This window comes from Methylophilus sp. Leaf408, from assembly GCF_916856905.1.
In the GTDB taxonomy this organism is placed as follows: Bacteria; Pseudomonadota; Gammaproteobacteria; order Burkholderiales; family Methylophilaceae; genus Methylophilus.
Genome location: NZ_CAKASK010000002.1, coordinates 212,794 through 232,071, shown reverse-complemented (window position 1 = coordinate 232,071; position 19,278 = coordinate 212,794). Strand labels below are relative to the sequence as shown.

20 protein-coding genes are annotated in these 19,278 nt (G+C 49.4%); 15 read left to right on the top strand and 5 right to left on the bottom strand.

Translation table 11 applies throughout. The features are described 5' to 3' along the window. The first annotated feature begins 16 nt into the window (after positions 1-16). Positions 17-1,867, top strand: coding sequence for a YbhB/YbcL family Raf kinase inhibitor-like protein (locus tag LPA26_RS11945; protein ID WP_229008517.1), 1,851 nt, complete (start codon positions 17-19; stop codon positions 1,865-1,867). 6 nt (positions 1,868-1,873) lie between these two features. Here the strand turns inward: LPA26_RS11945 and LPA26_RS11940 are convergent, their stop codons facing one another. Beyond that, the gene (locus LPA26_RS11940; protein ID WP_229008516.1) at positions 1,874-2,059 is read right to left on the bottom strand and encodes a hypothetical protein; all 186 of its coding nucleotides are present in this window, start codon (positions 2,057-2,059) and stop codon (positions 1,874-1,876) included. 216 nt (positions 2,060-2,275) lie between these two features. On the opposite strand from LPA26_RS11940, the gene pepN reads away from it, so the two are divergent. Beyond that, a complete protein-coding gene (gene pepN / locus LPA26_RS11935; protein WP_229008515.1) occupies positions 2,276-4,882 on the top strand; it encodes an aminopeptidase N in 2,607 nt (868 codons plus the stop codon). Positions 4,883-4,948: 66 nt separating this feature from the next. Here pepN and asd read toward each other — a convergent pair whose 3' ends face one another. The 4 genes from asd to ilvB all read right to left on the bottom strand — a co-directional run bounded on the left by asd (position 4,949) and on the right by ilvB (position 9,299). After that, the gene (gene asd / locus LPA26_RS11930; protein WP_229008514.1) at positions 4,949-5,797 is read right to left on the bottom strand and encodes an archaetidylserine decarboxylase; all 849 of its coding nucleotides are present in this window, start codon (positions 5,795-5,797) and stop codon (positions 4,949-4,951) included. Between the two features lie 172 nt (positions 5,798-5,969). After that, on the bottom strand, positions 5,970-6,986 hold the full coding sequence (gene ilvC, locus LPA26_RS11925; RefSeq protein ID WP_055869881.1) for a ketol-acid reductoisomerase: 1,017 nt from the start codon (positions 6,984-6,986) through the stop codon (positions 5,970-5,972). 58 nt (positions 6,987-7,044) lie between these two features. Beyond that, positions 7,045-7,536, bottom strand: coding sequence for an acetolactate synthase small subunit (ilvN, locus tag LPA26_RS11920; protein ID WP_055828089.1), 492 nt, complete (start codon positions 7,534-7,536; stop codon positions 7,045-7,047). Further along, positions 7,536-9,299, bottom strand: coding sequence for a biosynthetic-type acetolactate synthase large subunit (gene ilvB / locus LPA26_RS11915; RefSeq protein ID WP_055828086.1), 1,764 nt, complete (start codon positions 9,297-9,299; stop codon positions 7,536-7,538). Before ilvB ends, ilvN begins: the two co-directional genes overlap by 1 nt. A 198-nt stretch (positions 9,300-9,497) precedes the next feature. Here ilvB and LPA26_RS11910 point away from each other — a divergent pair, with 198 nt between their 5' ends. The 13 genes from LPA26_RS11910 (at position 9,498) to LPA26_RS11850 (ending at position 19,275) form a co-directional block, all read left to right on the top strand. Next, positions 9,498-9,806: a hypothetical protein gene (locus LPA26_RS11910; protein WP_088178537.1), complete on the top strand. Its 309-nt coding sequence runs from the start codon at positions 9,498-9,500 to the stop codon at positions 9,804-9,806. A gap of 78 nt (positions 9,807-9,884) precedes the next feature. Beyond that, entirely contained in the window at positions 9,885-10,499 is a 615-nt protein-coding gene (rpsD, locus tag LPA26_RS11905) for a 30S ribosomal protein S4 (RefSeq protein WP_055828079.1), read from the top strand. A gap of 205 nt (positions 10,500-10,704) precedes the next feature. After that, the gene (gene hemP / locus LPA26_RS11900; protein WP_229008513.1) at positions 10,705-10,923 is read left to right on the top strand and encodes a hemin uptake protein HemP; all 219 of its coding nucleotides are present in this window, start codon (positions 10,705-10,707) and stop codon (positions 10,921-10,923) included. A 224-nt stretch (positions 10,924-11,147) separates the two neighbouring features. Next, entirely contained in the window at positions 11,148-12,008 is an 861-nt protein-coding gene (locus LPA26_RS11895) for an energy transducer TonB (protein ID WP_229008512.1), read from the top strand. Positions 12,009-12,059: 51 nt separating this feature from the next. Continuing rightward, positions 12,060-12,800 (top strand): MotA/TolQ/ExbB proton channel family protein, encoded by a 741-nt coding sequence (locus tag LPA26_RS11890; protein ID WP_055828072.1) that lies wholly within the window; start codon positions 12,060-12,062, stop codon positions 12,798-12,800. Next, the gene (locus tag LPA26_RS11885; RefSeq protein WP_055828069.1) at positions 12,797-13,216 is read left to right on the top strand and encodes a biopolymer transporter ExbD; all 420 of its coding nucleotides are present in this window, start codon (positions 12,797-12,799) and stop codon (positions 13,214-13,216) included. Before LPA26_RS11890 ends, LPA26_RS11885 begins: the two co-directional genes overlap by 4 nt. Before the next feature lie 22 nt (positions 13,217-13,238). Beyond that, positions 13,239-14,378, top strand: a complete 1,140-nt coding sequence (locus tag LPA26_RS11880) for a PepSY domain-containing protein (RefSeq protein WP_229008511.1) — start codon at positions 13,239-13,241, stop codon at positions 14,376-14,378. Positions 14,379-14,414: 36 nt separating this feature from the next. Next, positions 14,415-14,627: a hypothetical protein gene (locus LPA26_RS11875; RefSeq protein ID WP_229008510.1), complete on the top strand. Its 213-nt coding sequence runs from the start codon at positions 14,415-14,417 to the stop codon at positions 14,625-14,627. A gap of 110 nt (positions 14,628-14,737) precedes the next feature. Further along, on the top strand, positions 14,738-15,214 hold the full coding sequence (gene azu / locus LPA26_RS11870; protein WP_055828059.1) for an azurin: 477 nt from the start codon (positions 14,738-14,740) through the stop codon (positions 15,212-15,214). 443 nt (positions 15,215-15,657) lie between these two features. Next, the gene (locus LPA26_RS11865; protein WP_229008509.1) at positions 15,658-16,206 is read left to right on the top strand and encodes a HugZ family protein; all 549 of its coding nucleotides are present in this window, start codon (positions 15,658-15,660) and stop codon (positions 16,204-16,206) included. Between the two features lie 2 nt (positions 16,207-16,208). Next, entirely contained in the window at positions 16,209-17,297 is a 1,089-nt protein-coding gene (locus LPA26_RS11860) for a hemin-degrading factor (protein ID WP_229008508.1), read from the top strand. Next, a complete protein-coding gene (locus LPA26_RS11855) occupies positions 17,285-18,211 on the top strand; it encodes a hemin ABC transporter substrate-binding protein (RefSeq protein ID WP_229008507.1) in 927 nt (308 codons plus the stop codon). The genes LPA26_RS11860 and LPA26_RS11855 overlap by 13 nt, the downstream gene beginning before the upstream one ends. After that, on the top strand, positions 18,208-19,275 hold the full coding sequence (locus tag LPA26_RS11850; protein WP_229008506.1) for an iron ABC transporter permease: 1,068 nt from the start codon (positions 18,208-18,210) through the stop codon (positions 19,273-19,275). The genes LPA26_RS11855 and LPA26_RS11850 overlap by 4 nt, the downstream gene beginning before the upstream one ends. Positions 19,276-19,278 lie beyond the last annotated feature (3 nt).

Below are 19,278 nucleotides of genomic sequence, written 5' to 3'. Positions count from 1 at the left end.
ACTAAGGATTGTTTTAATGTCATTGCATTTATCCCATAAGCCGCTAATCCGTAAACCAGCAATCAGCAAAATGGGTGTAGCCACTTTGCTATCGCAACTGGTTTTCACTGCTCATGTGGCAATGGCCGAAACAAATGTTGCGGCAAAAGTGGCTTTGCCGATTCAAAGTTACATTTTGCAGCCTGCCGAGTTGCCACCTCCTGCCATCAGTGAGCTTAAAATACCGCAAGGTTTTTCAGTCAGCAAGGTGGCGGAAAACCTTGGCAATGCACGTGTGCTGGCGATATCACCGCAAGGCAATCTCTATGTGACCAGGCGTGAGCAGGGCGATGTATTAATGTTGCCAAAAACGGGTGACACGTTTGGCAAACCGGTGCGCGTCGCTAGCCGTTCCGGCATGCATGGCATCGCTTTCCGAGGGGATACCGTTTACATGGTGACAGTGAAAGAAGTGTTTACTGCACCTGTGTTGCCGGATGGCCGTTTCGGGCCGTTGAAAATGATCATCACCGATTTGCCGGATGCGGGACAACACCATGACCGCACGATTGCGATCGGGCCTGATGACATGCTGTACATTTCAGTTGGCTCCACCTGTAATGAATGTATAGAAACCAATATCGAAAATGCGACCATGCTGCGCAGTACGCTGGACGGTAAAAAGCGCGTCATTTTTGCATCCGGTTTGCGTAACACAATCGGTTTCGACTGGAACCCGCAGACCGGTGAGTTATGGGGCATGGATCATGGCATAGACTGGCTGGGCGACGATGTGACGCCTGAAGAAGTCAACAAGATCGAGCAGGGCAAGCGTTATGGCTGGCCGTATATTTTTGGCAACAACGTAGAGAATCCGCGCCTGGTTCCTTCCGGCAAACTGGAAAAATCGGAATGGAAGAAAACCAGCGTGCCTATGGTGCTTGGCTATGCTGGCCACGCGGCCCCCATGCAGATGGCGTTTTATAATGCGGGCCAGTTTCCTGCTGAATACCGTAATGATGCCTTTGTCGCGATGCACGGCTCCTGGAACCGCCAGACCCCTTCCGGCTATGAGATCGTGCGTATCCATTTCGAGAATGGTAAAGCTGTCTCCATCGCACCTTTTCTGACAGGCTTTGTTAGCAATAAAGGCCAGAGCGGCCGACCATTCGGACTGGTGACTGATAAGCAGGGTAATCTGCTTTTCAGTGATGACGTAAATGGTGTGATTTATAAAGTCAGTTACAAAGGCGATGGCAAAGCAGCGGCGAATCCACCTTCAGCCATTCCTGCGGAGAGTATGAAGCAGCAAGCGGTGCAAGGTTCTGGTGTGCAGATTGCCACTTTGCGTAGTGAAACCGAGATTGCAGGAAAACAAGCCAGCAAATTGACTGTGAGCAGCCCTGCATTCGCCAATGGCGAAAAAATACCGGATAGTCATTCCAGCTATGATCAGGATGCCAGCTTTGAGTTGAACTGGAGTAAGGGGCCATCGGCAACGCAATCCTATGCCATTATTATGGAAGACCCGGATGCCAAACCTATCACTCCAGTCGTGCATTGGGTGGCATGGAATATAGGCAAAGAAATCACTACCTTGCGTGAAGGCCTGCAAAAGCAGGACAGGCTGGAAGATAAAGCTGAACGCATGGACGGACTGATGCAAGGCCAGGCGACCACCGGGAAAATCGGCTATGTTGGCCCCAAACCACCAGCAGGTGACCCACCGCACCATTACCATGTGCAGGTGTTTGCACTGGATACCGTGCTGCAAATTCCCCCGGGCGCAAATCGCGATACCTTGCTTAAAGCGATGGCAGGCCATGTTGTTGCCAAAGGTGAGCTGGTGGGTACATTCCAGCGGCCTGAGAAGCCAGCTAAGCCTTAGAGATTATCATCTACCACCGGCCATGAAGCGCATTTGTTTGAACTGAGTATCGCTTACCTCCATTGTATCGGGATCAGCGGCGATGCCAGCATTGATAAGTGCTTCTTCTGCGGCATCAGGTAGCTCAAGCGATATTTTATCGCTTTCCAAATCTACTTTTGTATCCTGTTCTTTTTGTTTTGCTTTCTGCATTATCTTGCACCCTGTATCCAGCATTTAAACTAATGCTACTGCGCATATATTAAAAGCTGTTTGATGATTATCTAAGCTATATTTTGGTGGAACCTTAATCAAAGTCTCAATATTGTTAGTGATTTTCATGGAAAACCGTAGTCAACCTGATTAAACCAATTCGCTTAAGCCAACTCTCAAATATAATCCCTATTAATACTTTAATCAGGTCATCCCATGCGAACCGAAAACGCTGTTGCACCGAAAACCATTTACCTTAAAGACTACACACCGGCGCCTTACCTGGCGCAACAGGTCAATTTAAGTTTTAACCTGTTGCTCGGCAAAACTATCGTCACCTCTGAAGTGAAATATGCGAAAAATCCGGCGGGCGTTTCGAATGACCTGGTGCTGGATGGTGAAGAGCAGAAAATTCTTTCGGTAGCGTTGAACGGTCAGCGATTTGATAGCTATTCGGTTGCCGATGGGCAAATGACCTTAGTGAATCCAGGTGACGAATTCACGTTAACCATCATCAGCGAGATCGACCCTGCGGCGAACACGGCGCTTGAAGGTTTGTATCAATCGCAGGGTAACTATTGCACCCAATGTGAGGCTGAAGGCTTCCGACGCATCACTTATTACCAGGATCGGCCGGATGTGCTGAGTATTTTTACCGTGCGTGTTGAAGCGGACGCCAAAGCTTATCCAGTGCTGCTTTCTAACGGTAATTTACAGGATTCTGGCAGCTTGCCGGATGGCCGTCATTACACTGTCTGGCATGACCCTTTCCCTAAACCATGCTATTTGTTTGCGCTGGTGGCCGGCGATCTGGTGCGGGTGGCGGATACCTTTACCACCATGTCTGGCCGCAAGGTAGATTTGCATATTTATGTGCGGGCAGGGGATGAAAAGCAGTGTGGCCACGCCATGGAGTCACTGAAAAAATCCATGAAGTGGGATGAGGAAGTATATGGCCGCGAGTACCAGCTGGACCTGTTTAATATCGTCGCGGTGAGCGATTTTAATATGGGCGCGATGGAGAATACCTCGCTGAATATTTTCAACACCGCGCTGGTGCTGGCGCATCAGGAAACCGCCACCGATAGCGATTTTATGAGCGTGGAAGGCGTGATTGGTCACGAGTATTTCCACAACTGGACCGGTAACCGCGTGACCTGCCGTGACTGGTTCCAGCTGTCGCTGAAAGAAGGCTTTACCGTATTCCGCGACCAGGAGTTTAGTGCTGACCTGAATTCACGTGCAGTGCAGCGTATCGACGATGTGAACGGTTTGCGCCGCTTGCAGTTTCCTGAAGATGGCAGTCCGCTGGCGCACTCTGTGCAGCCGGACCAGTTTATCGAGATCAGCAACTTCTACACCAAGACGATCTATGAAAAAGGGTCCGAGCTGATCCGCATGCAGCATACCTTGCTCGGCGCCGAGACTTTCCGCAAAGCGACTGATCTGTATTTTGACCGTTATGACGGTCATGCCGTCACTTGCGATGATTTTGTGCAATGTATGGCGGATGCGTCTGGCCGTGATATGTCGCAATTTTTCCGCTGGTACAAGCAGGCAGGAACGCCAACCTTGCAGGTCAGCAGTCAGTACGATGCAGCGCAGCAAAGTTATACGCTGACCTTTAAGCAATCGCAGCCGGATACACCTGAGCAAAGCAACAAGCAACCGTTACATATTCCAGTCGCGGTTGGCCTGTTGGATGCCAGTGGTAAAGAGATTCTGCCAACCCGCGTGCTGGAAGTGACTGAGCGAGAGCAAACATTTACTTTTGCTGATTTACCCGGCAGGCCTGTCCCTTCTATTTTACGTGGCTTCTCGGCACCAGTGAAACTGGAGACTGATTTAAGCGACGATGACCTGCGTTTACTGCAAGTGCATGACACCGATGGTTTTAACAAATGGGAAGCTGGCCAGACATTGGCGTTGCGTACTATTCAACGCGTGATGGAAAAACCAGAGACCGATATTTCGCAATTCGTTGCCGATGTCGGCACACTGGTTGAGCAAGGCCTGGCGGGGCAGGGTGATAAAGCCTTACTGGCACGTGCATTAAGCCTGCCTATGCTGGCCGTGATTGCGCAGCATCAGGCGGTGGTGGATCCGGCAGCCATTGATGAAGCGCGCACTGCGATTCTCAAGCAAATCAAAAGTACACATAAAGATGCGTTAGCTGCGTTATATGATGCAAACCGCAACACAGGTGAGTTCTCTATCACACCGGAAGCGATGGGCCGCCGTGCGTTGCAACATGCTGTGCTGGATATTCTCACTGTGACTAATGGTACCGGTTGCTCGGCACGCTCAAAAGCGCATTACGATGCGGCGGATAATATGACTGATCGCGTGACAGCGTTGGCCTGTTTGTCAGATAGCAGCCAGCCACAACGCGCAGAAGTCTTTGCCAATTTTTATGCCCGCTTCAAAAATTATCCTTTGGTGGTGGATAAGTGGTTCTCGCTGCAAGCAATTGCCAACCGCGAACAGATTTTTGATGACCTCGCCATGTTGCGCAACCATGCGGATTTCAATATCAAAAATCCTAACCGTGTACGCTCACTGTATAGCGCATTTGCAATTAACAATCCGGTGAAGTTTCATGATCCTAGCGGTAAAGGTTATGCTTTCTTGCGTGACGTAATTATCGAGTTAAATACAATTAACCCGCAAATCGCCGCACGCATGGTGACGCCATTACGTGAATGGAAACGTTACACTCCGGCATTGCAGGCACAAATGAAAGCAGCCCTGGAAGCCATATTGGCAACGCCAAACTTGTCCGGGGATGTGTTCGAGATTGTAAGTAAGAGCCTTAACGGTTAGTGAGCAATGGATGGTATAAAAAAGGAGGCAATCGCCTCCTTTTTTATACCCCTGCAAATATTCGTTTTAGCGCCCCATGGCTTCACCCAGCCGGATCGGTTTACCCGCGTGCCAGCTGTCGTTGAATTTCAATACATCTTTTTCAAACAGCATGACCACGGTAGAACCCAGCAGAAAGCGGCCCATTTCTTCACCTAGTTTCAGGCTGATGTTTCGGTCGCTGTAATCCCAGTGCAGAACCTTGCCTGGACGTGGCGGGTTAATGATCCGGTCTTTGGACTCATGCCAAACGGTGGCCATGCTACCGACAATGGTTGCTCCCACCAACACCAAAACAAAGTTGCCGTGCGCGGCGGATTCGAACGTACATACCACACGTTCGTTGCGCGCAAACAGGCCGGGTACATTGGCGGCAGTGTCTGGATTCACTGAAAATAAATCGCCTGGCACATAAGTCATCTGCAACAGTTTTCCCTCGCAAGGCATATGGATGCGGTGGTAATCCTTGGGGCTTAAATACAGGCAGGCAAAGCTGCCGTTGTCAAACTTGGCGGCTAATGTGGCATCGCCACCAACTAAAGCTTGTGCCGTGTAATGATGACCCTTGGCCTGGAAAATCTGGCCTGACTTGATATCGCCAAACTGGCTGATGGCACCGTCTACCGGACAGATAAAAGCATTGCTTTCCAATGGCCTGACGCCTGGCCTCAGCGGACGGGTGAAAAACAGGTTGAATGAGGCGTAACTGGCAATATCACCGTTGAGCGCTTCTTCCATATTCACGTGGTACTTGCGCACAAACCAGCCGATAAAAGCCGTAGTCAGGGCACCAGCCTGCCAATGCGCCAGTTTGCCGGCAGCGGCAGTCAGCAATTGTTTGGGTGCGATGTATTGCAGCAGAATAGAGAGTTTCACTTCATTCCCTTATTGGCTTGTACGGTTTCAATCCCGAACAAGAAGTTTTTATTTTTTGTGCGATGTTAAATAAAAAAGCACAGGCGATATTACATCGGCCTGTGCTTTTTGCCTATGGCTGGTTAATGTGTTTTAAACGCAACCATAAGGCTTGATCAATTCACCAGGAATATTAGTTCTTGCTTTGATCAACCAGTTTGTTTTTCGCGATCCAAGGCATCATGCCACGCAGTTTGTTACCCACTTGCTCGATTGGGTGAGCAGCGTTCAAACGACGACGTGCAGTCATTTCAGGATAGTTGGTACGGCCTTCCAGGATGAACTGTTTCGCGTAGTTACCGTTCTGGATGTTAGCCAGGCACTCACGCATGGCATCTTTGGATTGGCTGTTGATCACGCGTGGGCCAGTCACGTACTCACCGTATTCCGCATTGTTGGAAATAGAGTAGTTCATGTTGGCGATACCGCCTTCGTACATCAGGTCAACGATCAGTTTCAGTTCGTGCAAGCACTCGAAGTAAGCCATTTCTGGCGCGTAACCAGCTTCAACCAGTGTTTCAAAACCGGCTTTAACCAGCTCAACTGCACCACCACACAGAACAGCCTGTTCGCCGAACAAGTCAGTTTCTGTTTCTTCACGGAAGTCAGTTTCGATCACGCCACCTTTGGTGCCGCCGTTAGCAGCAGCGTAAGACAATGCGATGTCTTTGGCTTTACCGGAAGTGTCCTGGTAAACCGCGATCAGTGAAGGTACGCCGCCACCTTTCAGGTATTCGGAACGTACAGTGTGGCCTGGGCCTTTAGGGGCAATCATGATCACGTCCAGGTCAGCGCGTGGCACGATCTGGTTGTAATGGATGTTGAAGCCGTGGGCAAATGCCAGCGCAGCGCCTTTTTTCAGGTTAGGTGCGATTTCAGCGTGGAAGATTTCTGCCATGGTTTCATCCGGCAGCAATACCATCACTACGTCAGCTTCTTTCACTGCAGCAGCGATTTCCAGTGTTGTGTGTTTAGCACCTTCTGCTTTAGCCCATGAACTGCCGCCTTTACGCAAACCGATAGTGACGTCTACACCGCTGTCGCGCAAGTTTGCTGCGTGTGCGTGACCTTGTGAACCGTAGCCCACGATAGTCACTTTTTTGCCTTTAATGATGCTTAAGTCGGCGTCTTTGTCGTAATAAACGTTCATGTCTGCTTTTGCCTTTCAATACAAATGCTTTGGTATATATATGAAGAAATAGGGATGTTTAAACTTTGAGGATGCGGTCGCCACGACCAATGCCGGACGCGCCGGTACGCACGGTTTCCAGAATCGCGCTGCGGTCTATGGCTTCGATAAATGCATCCAGTTTGCTGCAAGAGCCGGTAAGCTCAATGGTGTAACTATTGTCGGCCACATCGATAATACGGCCGCGGAAAATGTCGCACATACGCTTCATTTCGTCTTTATAAACGCCGGTGGCTTTAACCTTGACCAGCATCAATTCGCGCTCAATGTGCTTGCCATCGTTGAGGTCCAGCACTTTGACCACGTCAATCAACTTGTTGAGTTGCTTGATAATTTGTTCAATCACATCGTCGGAACCGGTGGTGACTATCGTCATGCGTGACAAGGTTGGATCCTCGGTCACGGCCACGGTGAGTGATTCAATATTGTAACCACGTGCGGAGAACAGGCCTGCCACACGTGACAGGGCACCCGCTTCGTTTTCCATCAACAGGGAGATAATGTGGCGCATTATTGCTCTCCCTTCAGGCGTGAACCGCTCAATGGGCTTAAGACCATTTCTGACAAGCCTTTGCCGTTCTCAACCATAGGGAATACGTTCTCGGCCTGGTCGGTTAAAAAGTCCATAAATACAAACTTATCTTTTCTGGCGAACGCTTCTTTCAATGCGCCTTCCACGTCTGCCGGATTGGTGATTTGCATACCGATATGACCATAGGATTCCGCCAGTTTCACGAAATCCGGCAGGCTATCCATGTAAGATTCGGAATAGCGGTTCTCGTAGAAGAACTCCTGCCACTGGCGCACCATGCCCAGGTAACGGTTATTCAACAGGATCACCTTGATCGGTAATCCGTATTGCGCACAGGTCGAGAGCTCCTGGATATTCATCTGGATACTGCCCTCGCCGGTAATACAGGCCACTTGTGCATGCTTGTCAGCAAACTGACAGCCCATTGCGTATGGCAAGCCAACGCCCATGGTGCCGAGGCCGCCTGAGTTGATCCAGCGACGTGGCTTGTCAAATTTATAGTATTGCGCCGCCCACATCTGGTGCTGACCTACGTCAGAAGTCACGTAGGCTTCGCCATTGGTCACTTCCCACAACTTCTGTACCACATACTGAGGCTTGATCACGGTGTCTGAATAAGTGTAATCCAGCGATTGCACGCCACGCCATTCATTGATCTGGTCCCACCAGTCAGCAGTGTCTGTTGTTTTGTTTTCTTCCTGCGCCAGAATTTCTACCATGTCGGCGAGCACAGACTGTACGTCACCCACGATAGGCACATCCACTTTTACGCGTTTGGAAATGCTGGAAGGGTCTACATCAATATGAATAATGGTGCGTTTCTGGCCTGAAAAGTGTTTCGGGTTGCCGATCACTCGGTCATCGAAACGCGCGCCAACTGCCAGCAACACGTCACAGTGCTGCATCGCCATGTTGGCTTCGTAACTGCCATGCATACCGAGCATGCCGACAAATTGTTTGTCAGTCGCAGGGTAGCCACCCAGCCCCATCAGTGTATTCGTTACCGGGAAGTTGAGCGCTTTGGCTAATCTAACCAGTTCAGCTGAACCATTACCCAATACCAGGCCGCCGCCGGTGTAAATCATCGGACGTTTGGCACCCAGCAGCAATTTAACTGCTTTCTTGATCTGGCCGCTGTGGCCTTTCAAAATCGGGCTGTAAGAGCGCATCTCTACCGTTTTCGGGTAGATAAAGTCGGCAATGTGCGCAGTAATATCTTTAGGAATATCTACCACTACCGGGCCTGGACGGCCGGTTTTGGCGATAAAGAACGCCTTTTTAATCGTAGGCGCGATATCTTTAACGTGTTTAACCAGAAAGTTATGTTTTACACAGGGGCGGGTGATGCCAACCATGTCCACTTCCTGGAATGCATCCATGCCAATGGCCGGAACCGGTACCTGTCCACTGATCACAACCAAGGGAATAGAATCCATGTAAGCAGTGGCAATGCCGGTCACGGCATTAGTGGCACCAGGACCACTGGTCACCAGGGCAACACCTACATCACCTGTCGCGCGTGAATATGCATCTGCGGCATGTACGGCAGCCTGCTCGTGACGCACCAGAATGTGCTTGAAGCCATTCTGTTTGTAGAGTGCATCATATATATGCAAGACAGCACCACCCGGGTAGCCAAATACGAATTTGACTTTTTCTTCATTCAGGCAGTTGATGACGATATCAGCACCAGTCATGGATTTGGTGTGAGAGTCGGTCGCAGAGTGGGCTGAAGAATCCATAAAATCTTGATTATTATGCTAATTAATGTTGAACCCTATACATTAGCTTGCTTTGGTAGTTTGGTCAAGATTATCGCGGTTTACACAATGTATTTGAAACAGTGGGTGGATAATTGCAAAGAGTTTGCAAATAATTGTTGACTTTCTAAATGAGAAACATTATCATTTAACCACTGATTGAAGAAAGTTAACCAAACGATGCAAACTGAATTAGCTGTCGAAGCAAGTGATCTTTTTGATCCTGACCTGCCAACAGCCAGCGCAGTACTTGTATCGTTGAGTTGTGTAGCAACCCGCTATGCGGTCAATCCTTCCGAAGACCTTGCATTGTTGGGATGCAGTTTGGCGCAGACATTAAACGCGCCAGAGTATGCGGAAAGCCATTTGATTGAATCGGCGGCGAAGCAGTTGTTACAGGATTGGCAGGCGCTTTTACAGGCGCATCGTGAATTTTCATTGCAGCAGGAAGTCACGGATTTTGTCACCCCCTCTTCAACTTTACAATAATACGCTACAATATAGGGTTTACTAATTAGTAGCGACTAATTTTCTTCATTTCAGATTTTAAAGGAAAGGCTTTAAACAATGAGAACCACAGGACCAAGATTAAAGATTATGCGTGCGTTAGGTATTGAATTACCTGGCTTGTCACGCAAGTCTATTGAAAACCGCCCAAATCCACCGGGCCAGCATGGCAATCAGGCAGCGCGTCGTCGCCGTTCAGATTTTGCTGTGAAATTGGTGGAAAAACAAAAGATTCGTTTTAACTACGGTGTGAGCGAAAAGCAAATGCGTGGTTTGATGCTGGAAGCCCGTAAAGGTAATGAGCCTACTGGTGAAAAATTGATGTCTTTGCTTGAGCGCCGTTTAGATAACGTTGTGTTCCGTGCAGGGTTTGCGCCAACTGGTATTGCAGCTCGCCAATTGGTAAGCCATGGTCATATTTTGTTGAACGGTAAATCAGCAAACATTCCATCTATCCGCTTGAAAGTGGGTGATGTGGTGACGTTGAAAGAGAAAAGCCGCAAGATTCCGATGGTGGTTGAAGCGTTAGCTACACCAAGCCTGGCAATTCCTGAGTGGGTGTCCGTTGATTCGACAACTGCTTCTGTGAAAGTTGGACATTTGCCTTCGATTGAAGACGTACCATTCCCGCTGGATGTTCAGCAGGTTGTTGAGTATTACGCTAACCGCGTTTAAGAAATGCTTCGAGCAGCCCGAAGGCTGCTCGAATAAGAGTTTGAGCAATGCTCCTAACCCCAACATGTCATTGCTCAAATAGGCGTTGTTTTTTATGCGCCAAATTACCCCTGGTAAGGGTGTTCCTTGAAATCTGATGCCGCTGTGCTTTTGCATGTAAGTCGGCTTTTTTTTGGGGTCCAATCATATAGGAATGAATAGCCAAATGCAACCTTTGTCTGGCAAAAACCCATCGCTGGTACAGGTTTCGGGCGCGCCTCTGGCTGTGATCGATGCCGTGCAACTTCTGGGTAATGCGTCAGGAGTGGTTATTTTGCATGGCAATGAAACCTATAAACTTACGCGCACCAAGCAAAACAAATTATTGTTAACCAAATGCCACCATGAAATTGTGGATGGCAGCTTTGGTATTCATGAATTGTAAGTTTTGTGATCTGATTTAATTCCTGGTTGTCTTGGTAATGTAGCCGAGAGATTGCTGCTGAATGACTAACCTTGCTCTAGTCATAGATAACGTTGTTGGGCAAAGTCACTGAATAATTTTACTTTTAACGAACTCAATGTCATTCTTTGAGTAAATTGATATGATAATGATGCGCATTAACTTGCCTTCTGGCTATTTTTCTACAAGTATGAGGATGGGTGTGGATGTTTCAGCGTGAATTGATAACAGGTTTGCCCCTAAGGCCTGCGCAGCAACGTGTGCCCAAGGTTCCTGAGCTGAGCTTGCATCATCGTCAACCTGCACAATTGGCAGGCATTTTTAGCTGGCCAAGCCTGGCGACTGAAGCCTGGTTAAGACAAGATAAAGGCCAACGCTGGTCTATTGTAGGTTTGCTGACCGTCATTTTGCTACATGCAGCCCTGGTCTGGTGGGTGTTTATACACGCCGAAACGCCAATCAAGCCACCTAAACCAGAGCCGATCACGGTTTCCCTGATTACCCTGCCAGCAAAAAAAGAAGAGGCGCTTGCGCCAGAAGTAGTCCCTATCATCAAGCAAAAACCGGTTGAAAAACCTGTCATCAAACCCAAAGAAACACCGGTTAAACCAGTAGAGCGTCCAACGCCCGTGGTTGAGCGGATTGTCGAGCCTGTAGCGGATCAGCCAAAGTTTGAAGCCAGTACCCAGCCCGCAGCACCACCAATGGAAGCGCCAGTCGCGGCTTCAGCCAAACCGGCACCAGCGCCAGCTGCTCCTCCCAAGCAAGAAGTTGTTGAAGAAAAAGAAGAGCCGCCTAAATTCGGTGTGGCTTACCTGAATAATCCTCCTCCCGAATATCCCAAGCTGGCTAAACGCGCCGGCGAAGAAGGGCGTGTATTGTTAAAAGTACTGGTGTCAGCCGAAGGTCGTCCGGAAACGGTAGAGGTTTCAAAAGGCAGTGGGTTTGAACGCCTGGATACCGCGGCCTTAAATGCAGTGAAACAATGGCGGTTTGAACCGGCGCGCAAAGGTGGAAAAGCATTGAGTGCTTATGTCATTGTGCCATTAGCGTTTACGTTAAATTAATTATCAAGTTTGTACTAAATATTAAAAGTTTGATTGGAAAGGAATTTTTTAATGGAATCTACGAGCGGATTGGCTTTTATCACTGAAGGTGGCGTTGTGTCAGTGATCGTGGCGCTGATTTTACTGACGATGTCAGTATTAAGTTGGTATTTTGTGGTTGTGAAATCCTGGCAGGTATTTAAACACAAACGCCAGGTTTCCGAGTATGTGCGTCAGTTCTGGCGTAAATCGACATTGCAGGAAGCAATGCAGGAAACACAGCATCATTCCCCAGCTTATAAACTGGCGCAGACAGCCGTAGAGTCTACCCAGCATCACCAGCAATATGCGGCGCAATCATTAGGTGCTGCATGCAGCCAGGATGAGTTTATTGCCAGACAATTGCGTCGTACCTTGTCGCAAGAGCAGGCCGGACTGGAGAGCGGCCTTTCCGTACTGGCTTCAGTTGGTAGCGTGGCGCCATTTGTAGGTTTGTTTGGTACGGTGTGGGGTATTTACCACGCGCTGACTGCCATTGGTCAATCTGGGGTTGCCACAATCGATAAAGTGGCCGGCCCGGTGGGTGAAGCATTGATTATGACGGCGATTGGTTTGGCTGTCGCTATCCCTGCAGTATTGGCATACAACGCATTTATTAAAGCGAACCGCGGCATTATGGCCGAGCTGGAAAGTTTTGCCCAGGACCTGCATACCTTGCTGACGACAGGGGCGCCGCTGATGATAAAGCCAGGCAGTAAGTCCAATGTCCGCGAGTTACACACCAGAGTAGTGAATAAAGGTGGCAATCCATGATCGGTAATAATCCATTCAGCGCGGGCGAGCACACGCAGCCGATGAGCGAGATCAACACCACGCCGTTAGTGGATGTGATGCTGGTGCTGCTGGTGATTTTTATCATTACTGCCCCTTTGCTGACGCATGCAGTAAAAATTGACCTGCCGCAGGCGACTTCACAACCGCTGGAAGAAAAGCCGGAAGTGATAGACCTGGCTGTAGATGCCGATGGCAAGATGTTCTGGAACGATACGGAAATTGATCAGGCTACCCTGGTGACGCGTATGAAGGACGAAAGCGTGAAAAAAGAGCAGCCGGAGTTGCAGATACGTGCCGATAAAAATACCCGGTATCAGGTGCTGGCTGAAGTATTGGCACAAGCGCAAACCGCAGGGATGAAAAAAGTTGGTTTTGTCAGCCAGCCACAGCAGTAAATAGAATTACAGATAGATGACTATGACGCAGCAATCCATCCGGCGTTGGGCCTGGATCCACAAATGGTCCAGCCTGGTTTGTACAGTATTCATGTTATTGCTTTGCCTGACCGGATTGCCGCTGATTTTCAGCCATGAAATTCACGATTGGCTGGGCGATCATATCGTCACCCCTGATATACAGCATAACGGGACTATGGCCAGCATGGACAGCCTGGTGGCGACAGCAAAGAAACAGAATCCCGGATTTGTGCCCTTATACATGTACCGCGATGATGATGAGCCATTACAGTGGACTATCAGCATGGCCAAAACTACAGATGCCACCAGTGGTTTTAAATATGTAGTGATGGATGCCCGCACTGCAAAAGTGCTGGGTGAACCACCAGCAGAAGAAGGCTTTATGTATATCGTCTTCAAACTGCATGTCGACCTGTTTGCAGGTTTGCCAGGCATGCTGTTTTTAGGATTGATGGGTTTTCTGCTGGTGATTGCAATTATTTCCGGCGTCGTGCTTTATGCCCCGTTCATGCGCAAACTGGCGTTCGGTGAAATCCGCCACCAGCGTGGTGAAAAACTCAAGCGGCTGGATATCCATAATATGCTCGGCATTGTCACCCTCAGCTGGTTTCTGGTGGTGGGCACCACGGGTGTAATTAATGCCTGGTCAGACTTGCTGGTGAAATACTGGCAATTTGACCAGATGTCGCAAATGATTGCGCCTTATAAAAACTTGCCGCCGCCAACACAATTCGCTTCGTTACAGCAATCGCTTGAGGTTGCACAGAAAGCCGAACCAGCCATGCAATTAGGCTTTATTGCTTTCCCCGGCACGGCGTACACCAGCCAGCATCACTATGGCATCTTCATGCGCGGCGACAGCCCGCTCACCAAGCGTTTATTTAAACCGGTATTGATCGACGCCCAAAACGCTACCTTAACCGACAGCCGTCCTTTGCCATGGTATCTGGTCGCGTTACTGGTTTCGCAACCGTTGCATTTTGGTGATTACGGCGGCATGAGCCTGAAGTGGATTTGGGCGGTGTTAGATGTGCTGAGTATTATCGTTTTATGGACCGGTTTGAAACTTTGGTGGAAAAAACGGCGTCAATACCTGCCAGTGACAAGTACGCGCCCGATATTACATAAAGCCATCTCTTAATCGGTTTTGATCAATGAATGCTAGCAAGCAAATACCATGATGGAGCGTGTATTCATGCGGAATAAGTCATTAACACAAATTTTTTTATGGCCTACGCTGATTGCGATTGTGTCATTCACCGGCTTGTTAACTGCGTTGCTGGTTGATGATGCACGAGAGTTGTTATCCGATGCTGCAGTGGCATTGCCGATACTGATTGCCGCTTATTACTATTGGATCAAGCCAGGCACTAGCGCACAGAAATCTTAAATTTAATGTTGCCTGAAACATTATGCTTCGGGCAGTTTTAAAACCTGAGCCAGCCAGGAAGTGGAAACTTCGGTAGCCAGCTAATTTTTTGTTATGGATGAAACGGAGAAATGATGAATTTGAAACGTACACAATGGCAACAATTACTGGCTGTGGCTGGTAGCGCAATCTGTTTGCTGCAACAACCTGCGCAAGCGGCTGACAAATGTGATGTGAGTGTAGATGCCACTGACCAGATGACATTCAGCGTGAAAGAAATTGCTGTGCCCAAAGCCTGCAAATCGTTCACTATCAACCTGAAGCATGCAGGCGCCATGAAAAAAACAATCATGGGTCATAACCTGGTCGTGAGCAAGCAAGCGGATGAACAGGGCGTTTTGCAAGATGGTAGTAAAGCGGGTGCGGCGCAATCCTATGTGAAACCACAGGATCCACGCGTAGTCGCTGCAACGACTGTCATCGGTGGTGGTGAGACGGCAAGTACTTCTTTCGCACCTTCCCAGTTGGATGCTGCTGGTAATTATGTATTCTTCTGTTCATTCCCTGGTCATGCTGCCTTGATGAAGGGCACGCTTAAACTGATCTAAATGTTTATTTAGCTCATCAAAAGCCAATATTGAAAAGCTCCGCTATCTGCCAAGGTAGTGGAGTTTTTTTATATATCACTTGTCGATGGATTGTGTAGCTTCAAATTACCTGGACAGATCCAGTTAGATGCGATCTGTATTTTCACAAGCGGCTACGTCTATGGTTCATGAATTTTTTGGCGCATACTTCATGTTAGCAATGGCAAAGACACTCCCAGTTTTAATGTGTTCTACTTGAAAATGGGAATGCTTCTCATGTAGAATAGGCTTTGTCAGAATTTATTACTATCCATCGTTAGTGAGAGCTTGTCTGTCAGATTTTAGAGCTTTAACGCAACATAAATAGTCTGAATCAAACGTGCTTTATTGCGCTAAACCATTACTCCCGCAGCCTTTGTCACCACATCGATGCCACTGTAATTAATGTATTTTAAGGAAATAAGATGACCGATCAGGAAAAACTTCAGTCAGTGGGCAAAGAAGCCATTGCGTTCAAAGGGCAGTTTAAAACAGTGCAACTGGCCAGCGTTAATGCGCAAGGGGTGCCTGAGGCAAGTTATGCCGCATATGTTGAGCGTGATAACAAGTTTTATATCTATGTGAGTGAACTGGCAACACATTGTGCCAACCTGCGCGAAACCGGCCTGTGTTCCGCGATGTTTGTTGAGAGTGAAAAAGACGCGGGTCATCTTTTCGCCAGAAAACGCCTGATTTTCAAATGCACAGCACAGGAAGTTGAACGTAGCTCAGCCAAATTTGATGAAGTGATGGCGCTTTTCTATGAAAAATTCGGCAACTTTATGGATGCGATCAGTAAGTTGACCGATTTCCATATGATTGAGCTAATGCCAACGCATGGCAGTTACGTTGCAGGTTTTGCTAAAGCCTATCACCTGAATGGCCAGGATTTGTTACAAATCACACATCGTAATGACCAGGGCCATGCTGCACCAGACGCATCTGCACAGCAGAAACTGGATGAGCTGGCATAACGGTGACTGAATCTCCAATCAGCATTGGCCACGCAAGCATACGTGAGCAATTTGTCATCGAACGCCAGGCGGGTAAACGTCATCGCGATATTGCTGAGAAATTGCAAATATCCGAAGGTGCGCTGATAGCTGCCCATGCCGGTGCACAAGAAAAGGCTTGGTTACTACATGCCACCCGGCTGCAGGCAGACTGGCCAGCATTGATGAAGTCGCTTGAGCCTCTGGGCGAGGTAATGGCGCTGACGCGCAATATTTCGTGTGTGCATGAAAAAACTGGCGTTTACAAGAAGGTAAGCGATACCGGGCATGTCGGGCTGGTGCTTGGTGGTGATATTGATTTGCGCGCGTTTTACAGTCATTGGGCGCATGGTTTTGCGGTGTCTGAGACGGTCGACAATGGTGTTCAGCAAAGCCTGCAGTTTTTTGACGCGCAAGGTACTGCCATTCACAAGGTATTTATTAAACCGCAAAGCGATGTCGAGGCTTATAAAGCCTTCGTCAAACACTTTGCAGATGAGAACCAGAAACCCGGTATTACCACCGTGCCTGCACCGCCGCTGCCAGTAGATAAAGCTGATAACGAGATTCATGTAGCAGGATTCCAGGCCGCGTGGCGCGCTCTGAAAGACACGCACGACTTTTTTGGCTTACTTAAGCGGTTTGGCGTTTCACGGCTGCAAAGCATGCGACTTGCCGAAAAGCAGTATGTGCAGCAGGTCAACCAGCAAAGCGCACGTGAGGTGCTGGAAGCGGCGGCCAATGACGGCGTTGTATTGATGATCTTTGTTACTAACCCTGGCATGGTGCAGATTCATTCCGGCATTGTTAAAAAAGTGGCGGTGATGGGTCCCTGGCTAAATGTCCTGGACCCGGGCTTTAACCTGCATTTGCGCGAAGACCATATTGCGAGTGCCTGGGTCGTGCGCAAGCCAACGGTGGATGGCCTGGTCACTGCGCTGGAGCTGTTTGATACTGAGGGTAATGTGATTGCCATGTTCTTTGGTGAGCGCAAGCCCGGTAAACCTGAACTTGCCGAGTGGCGTGCGCTGGTAGAAACGCTGCTCAAGGATTACGAACCATGTCTGAATTAAATAAGCATATGCATGATGTAGAGTCTTCACCGACCCGACGTAAATTCCTCCTGCAAGTAGGTGCGTTGGCCGCTGCTACTTGTTTGCCGCAGACTTGGGTCTGGGCCGCTGAGAGTCAGAAAAAAACGGCAAGGCGTATTGTCAGTATCGGAGGTGGCCTGACCGAAATCATTTATGCGCTGGGTGCCCATAACGAATTGGTCGGTGTTGATACCACGTCGCTTTACCCTGAAGCGGCAACAAAACTGCCTAGTGTTGGGTATGCCAGAACATTATCCAGCGAAGGCATACTGGCACTGGCGCCCAACCATGTGCTGGCGACTGAAGATGCAGGTCCGCCAGCAGTCTTGCGGCAAATCAATGCCGCGGGTGTGCCTGTCACAGTGCTATCCGCTAATGATAAATTTGAAGGCGTGCTGGATCGGGTTACCCGCATCGGCACTTTGATAGACCGCCCTGCACAAGCCAGCCAGCTGGTGGAAAAAATGAAAGCGGACTGGCAGAAAGTGCGCGAGCCGATTATTGCGCGTAAAACGCCGGCACCGCGTGTGCTGTTTGTGCTATCGAATAGCCCAAGCCAGATCATGGTAGGCGGCAAAGGCAGCAGTGCTGAAGCGATGATGCATTATGTAGGCGCACAAAATGCGGTACAGGGATTTAATGGTTTTAAACCATTGACGCCTGAATCCGTGATCGCTGCGCAACCGGATATCGTGTTGTTTACCGATCAAGGCCTTGAAGTGGTCGGCGGCATTGATGGCGCATTGAAACTGCCGGGCCTGGCGCAAACGCCTGCCGGGCAAAAGCGTCGTATCGCTTCGCTGGAAGCCATGTTTATGCTGGGCTTTGGTCCGCGCCTGCCGCAGGCCGTCGCAGCACTGGATAACGCACTGCTGAAAGCGATGAACGGATGAGTGCCTCAACCAACGTGATGCCGTTCGCATCACGTTTAACAGCTGGCCTGATCAATCGGCCAGCTTTGTTTTTATGGGTGACCCTGATTATTTGTATCTGGGTAGCAGCGTGGGCGGGTGCAGTGAATGTAATGCCTGCCGACTGGCTGGCACTGCTGCAAGCAGGCGATGACCAACCGCTGACCGGCGGCGCCTATGTGCTGTGGAATCTGCGCCTGCCGCGTATCCTGTTTGCTGCATTGATAGGGGCTGCATTAGGGCTTTCGGGTGCGCTGACTCAAGGTTTATTCCGTAATCCTTTGGCTGACCCGGGTTTGCTGGGCGTTACCAGTGGTGCGGCTTGCGCGGCGGCTTTAACCATTGTGTTATTAGCTAACAGTGATATCCATATCCCCATCTCACTCCGCTACTGGATATTACCTGTCACGGCTTTTGCAGGCGCGATTGGTGTATGTTTTTTATTAGATACCGTCGCGCGCTGGTTAACGGCAGATTCAATTGCCGGGCTGTTACTAACAGGTATTGCACTCAATGCTCTGGCCACGGCGGTGATTGGCTTATGTACTTACCTGGCTACCGACGAACAGCTGCGTAGCCTAACCTTCTGGACCTTAGGCTCACTCGCTGGTGCGAGCTGGCCCCTGCTGCTGGCATTGCTGGCGTTGCTGTTAGCCGCCGTCTGGTATGTACGCCGCCTAGTGAACGAGATGAATGCCCTGGCATTGGGCGAAGCCACGGCAGCGCATGTGGGTGTCAATGTGCGTCATTTGCGTGCGCGGGTCATTACACTGGTCGCTTTATTGTGTGGCTTTGCCGTCGCCTGGTGCGGCATGATAGGCTTTATCGGCCTCGTCGCTCCCCATATTGTACGGCTGGTGATAGGGCCTGATCAGCGGCGTCTTGCACCATTGTCCATGCTGGTCGGTGCCATTATTCTCCTGGTAGCCGATACCGCTGCGCGTACCGTGGCTATTCCGGCCGAAATCCCGGTGGGTATCTTTACCGCCTTGCTTGGTGCACCATTTTTTCTTGTGCTGCTGGCCGGTATCCGGAAGGGAACGTAATTC

Bases quoted from the DNA above. Each gene is read 5' to 3' on its own strand.
- LPA26_RS11855 (WP_229008507.1), top strand. From the start codon at position 17,285: ATGTCTGAATTAAATAAGCATATGCATGATGTAGAGTCTTCACCGACC.
- LPA26_RS11895 (WP_229008512.1), top strand. From the start codon at position 11,148: ATGTTTCAGCGTGAATTGATAACAGGTTTGCCCCTAAGGCCTGCGCAG.
- LPA26_RS11880 (WP_229008511.1), top strand. From the start codon at position 13,239: ATGACGCAGCAATCCATCCGGCGTTGGGCCTGGATCCACAAATGGTCC.
- LPA26_RS11890 (WP_055828072.1), top strand. From the start codon at position 12,060: ATGGAATCTACGAGCGGATTGGCTTTTATCACTGAAGGTGGCGTTGTG.
- LPA26_RS11865 (WP_229008509.1), top strand. From the start codon at position 15,658: ATGACCGATCAGGAAAAACTTCAGTCAGTGGGCAAAGAAGCCATTGCG.
- pepN (WP_229008515.1), top strand. From the start codon at position 2,276: ATGCGAACCGAAAACGCTGTTGCACCGAAAACCATTTACCTTAAAGAC.
- ilvC (WP_055869881.1), bottom strand. From the start codon at position 6,986: ATGAACGTTTATTACGACAAAGACGCCGACTTAAGCATCATTAAAGGC.
- azu (WP_055828059.1), top strand. From the start codon at position 14,738: ATGATGAATTTGAAACGTACACAATGGCAACAATTACTGGCTGTGGCT.
- LPA26_RS11910 (WP_088178537.1), top strand. From the start codon at position 9,498: ATGCAAACTGAATTAGCTGTCGAAGCAAGTGATCTTTTTGATCCTGAC.
- ilvN (WP_055828089.1), bottom strand. From the start codon at position 7,536: ATGCGCCACATTATCTCCCTGTTGATGGAAAACGAAGCGGGTGCCCTG.
- rpsD (WP_055828079.1), top strand. From the start codon at position 9,885: ATGAGAACCACAGGACCAAGATTAAAGATTATGCGTGCGTTAGGTATT.
- LPA26_RS11850 (WP_229008506.1), top strand. From the start codon at position 18,208: ATGAGTGCCTCAACCAACGTGATGCCGTTCGCATCACGTTTAACAGCT.
- LPA26_RS11945 (WP_229008517.1), top strand. From the start codon at position 17: ATGTCATTGCATTTATCCCATAAGCCGCTAATCCGTAAACCAGCAATC.
- LPA26_RS11875 (WP_229008510.1), top strand. From the start codon at position 14,415: ATGATGGAGCGTGTATTCATGCGGAATAAGTCATTAACACAAATTTTT.
- hemP (WP_229008513.1), top strand. From the start codon at position 10,705: ATGCAACCTTTGTCTGGCAAAAACCCATCGCTGGTACAGGTTTCGGGC.
- LPA26_RS11940 (WP_229008516.1), bottom strand. From the start codon at position 2,059: ATGCAGAAAGCAAAACAAAAAGAACAGGATACAAAAGTAGATTTGGAA.
- ilvB (WP_055828086.1), bottom strand. From the start codon at position 9,299: ATGGATTCTTCAGCCCACTCTGCGACCGACTCTCACACCAAATCCATG.
- LPA26_RS11885 (WP_055828069.1), top strand. From the start codon at position 12,797: ATGATCGGTAATAATCCATTCAGCGCGGGCGAGCACACGCAGCCGATG.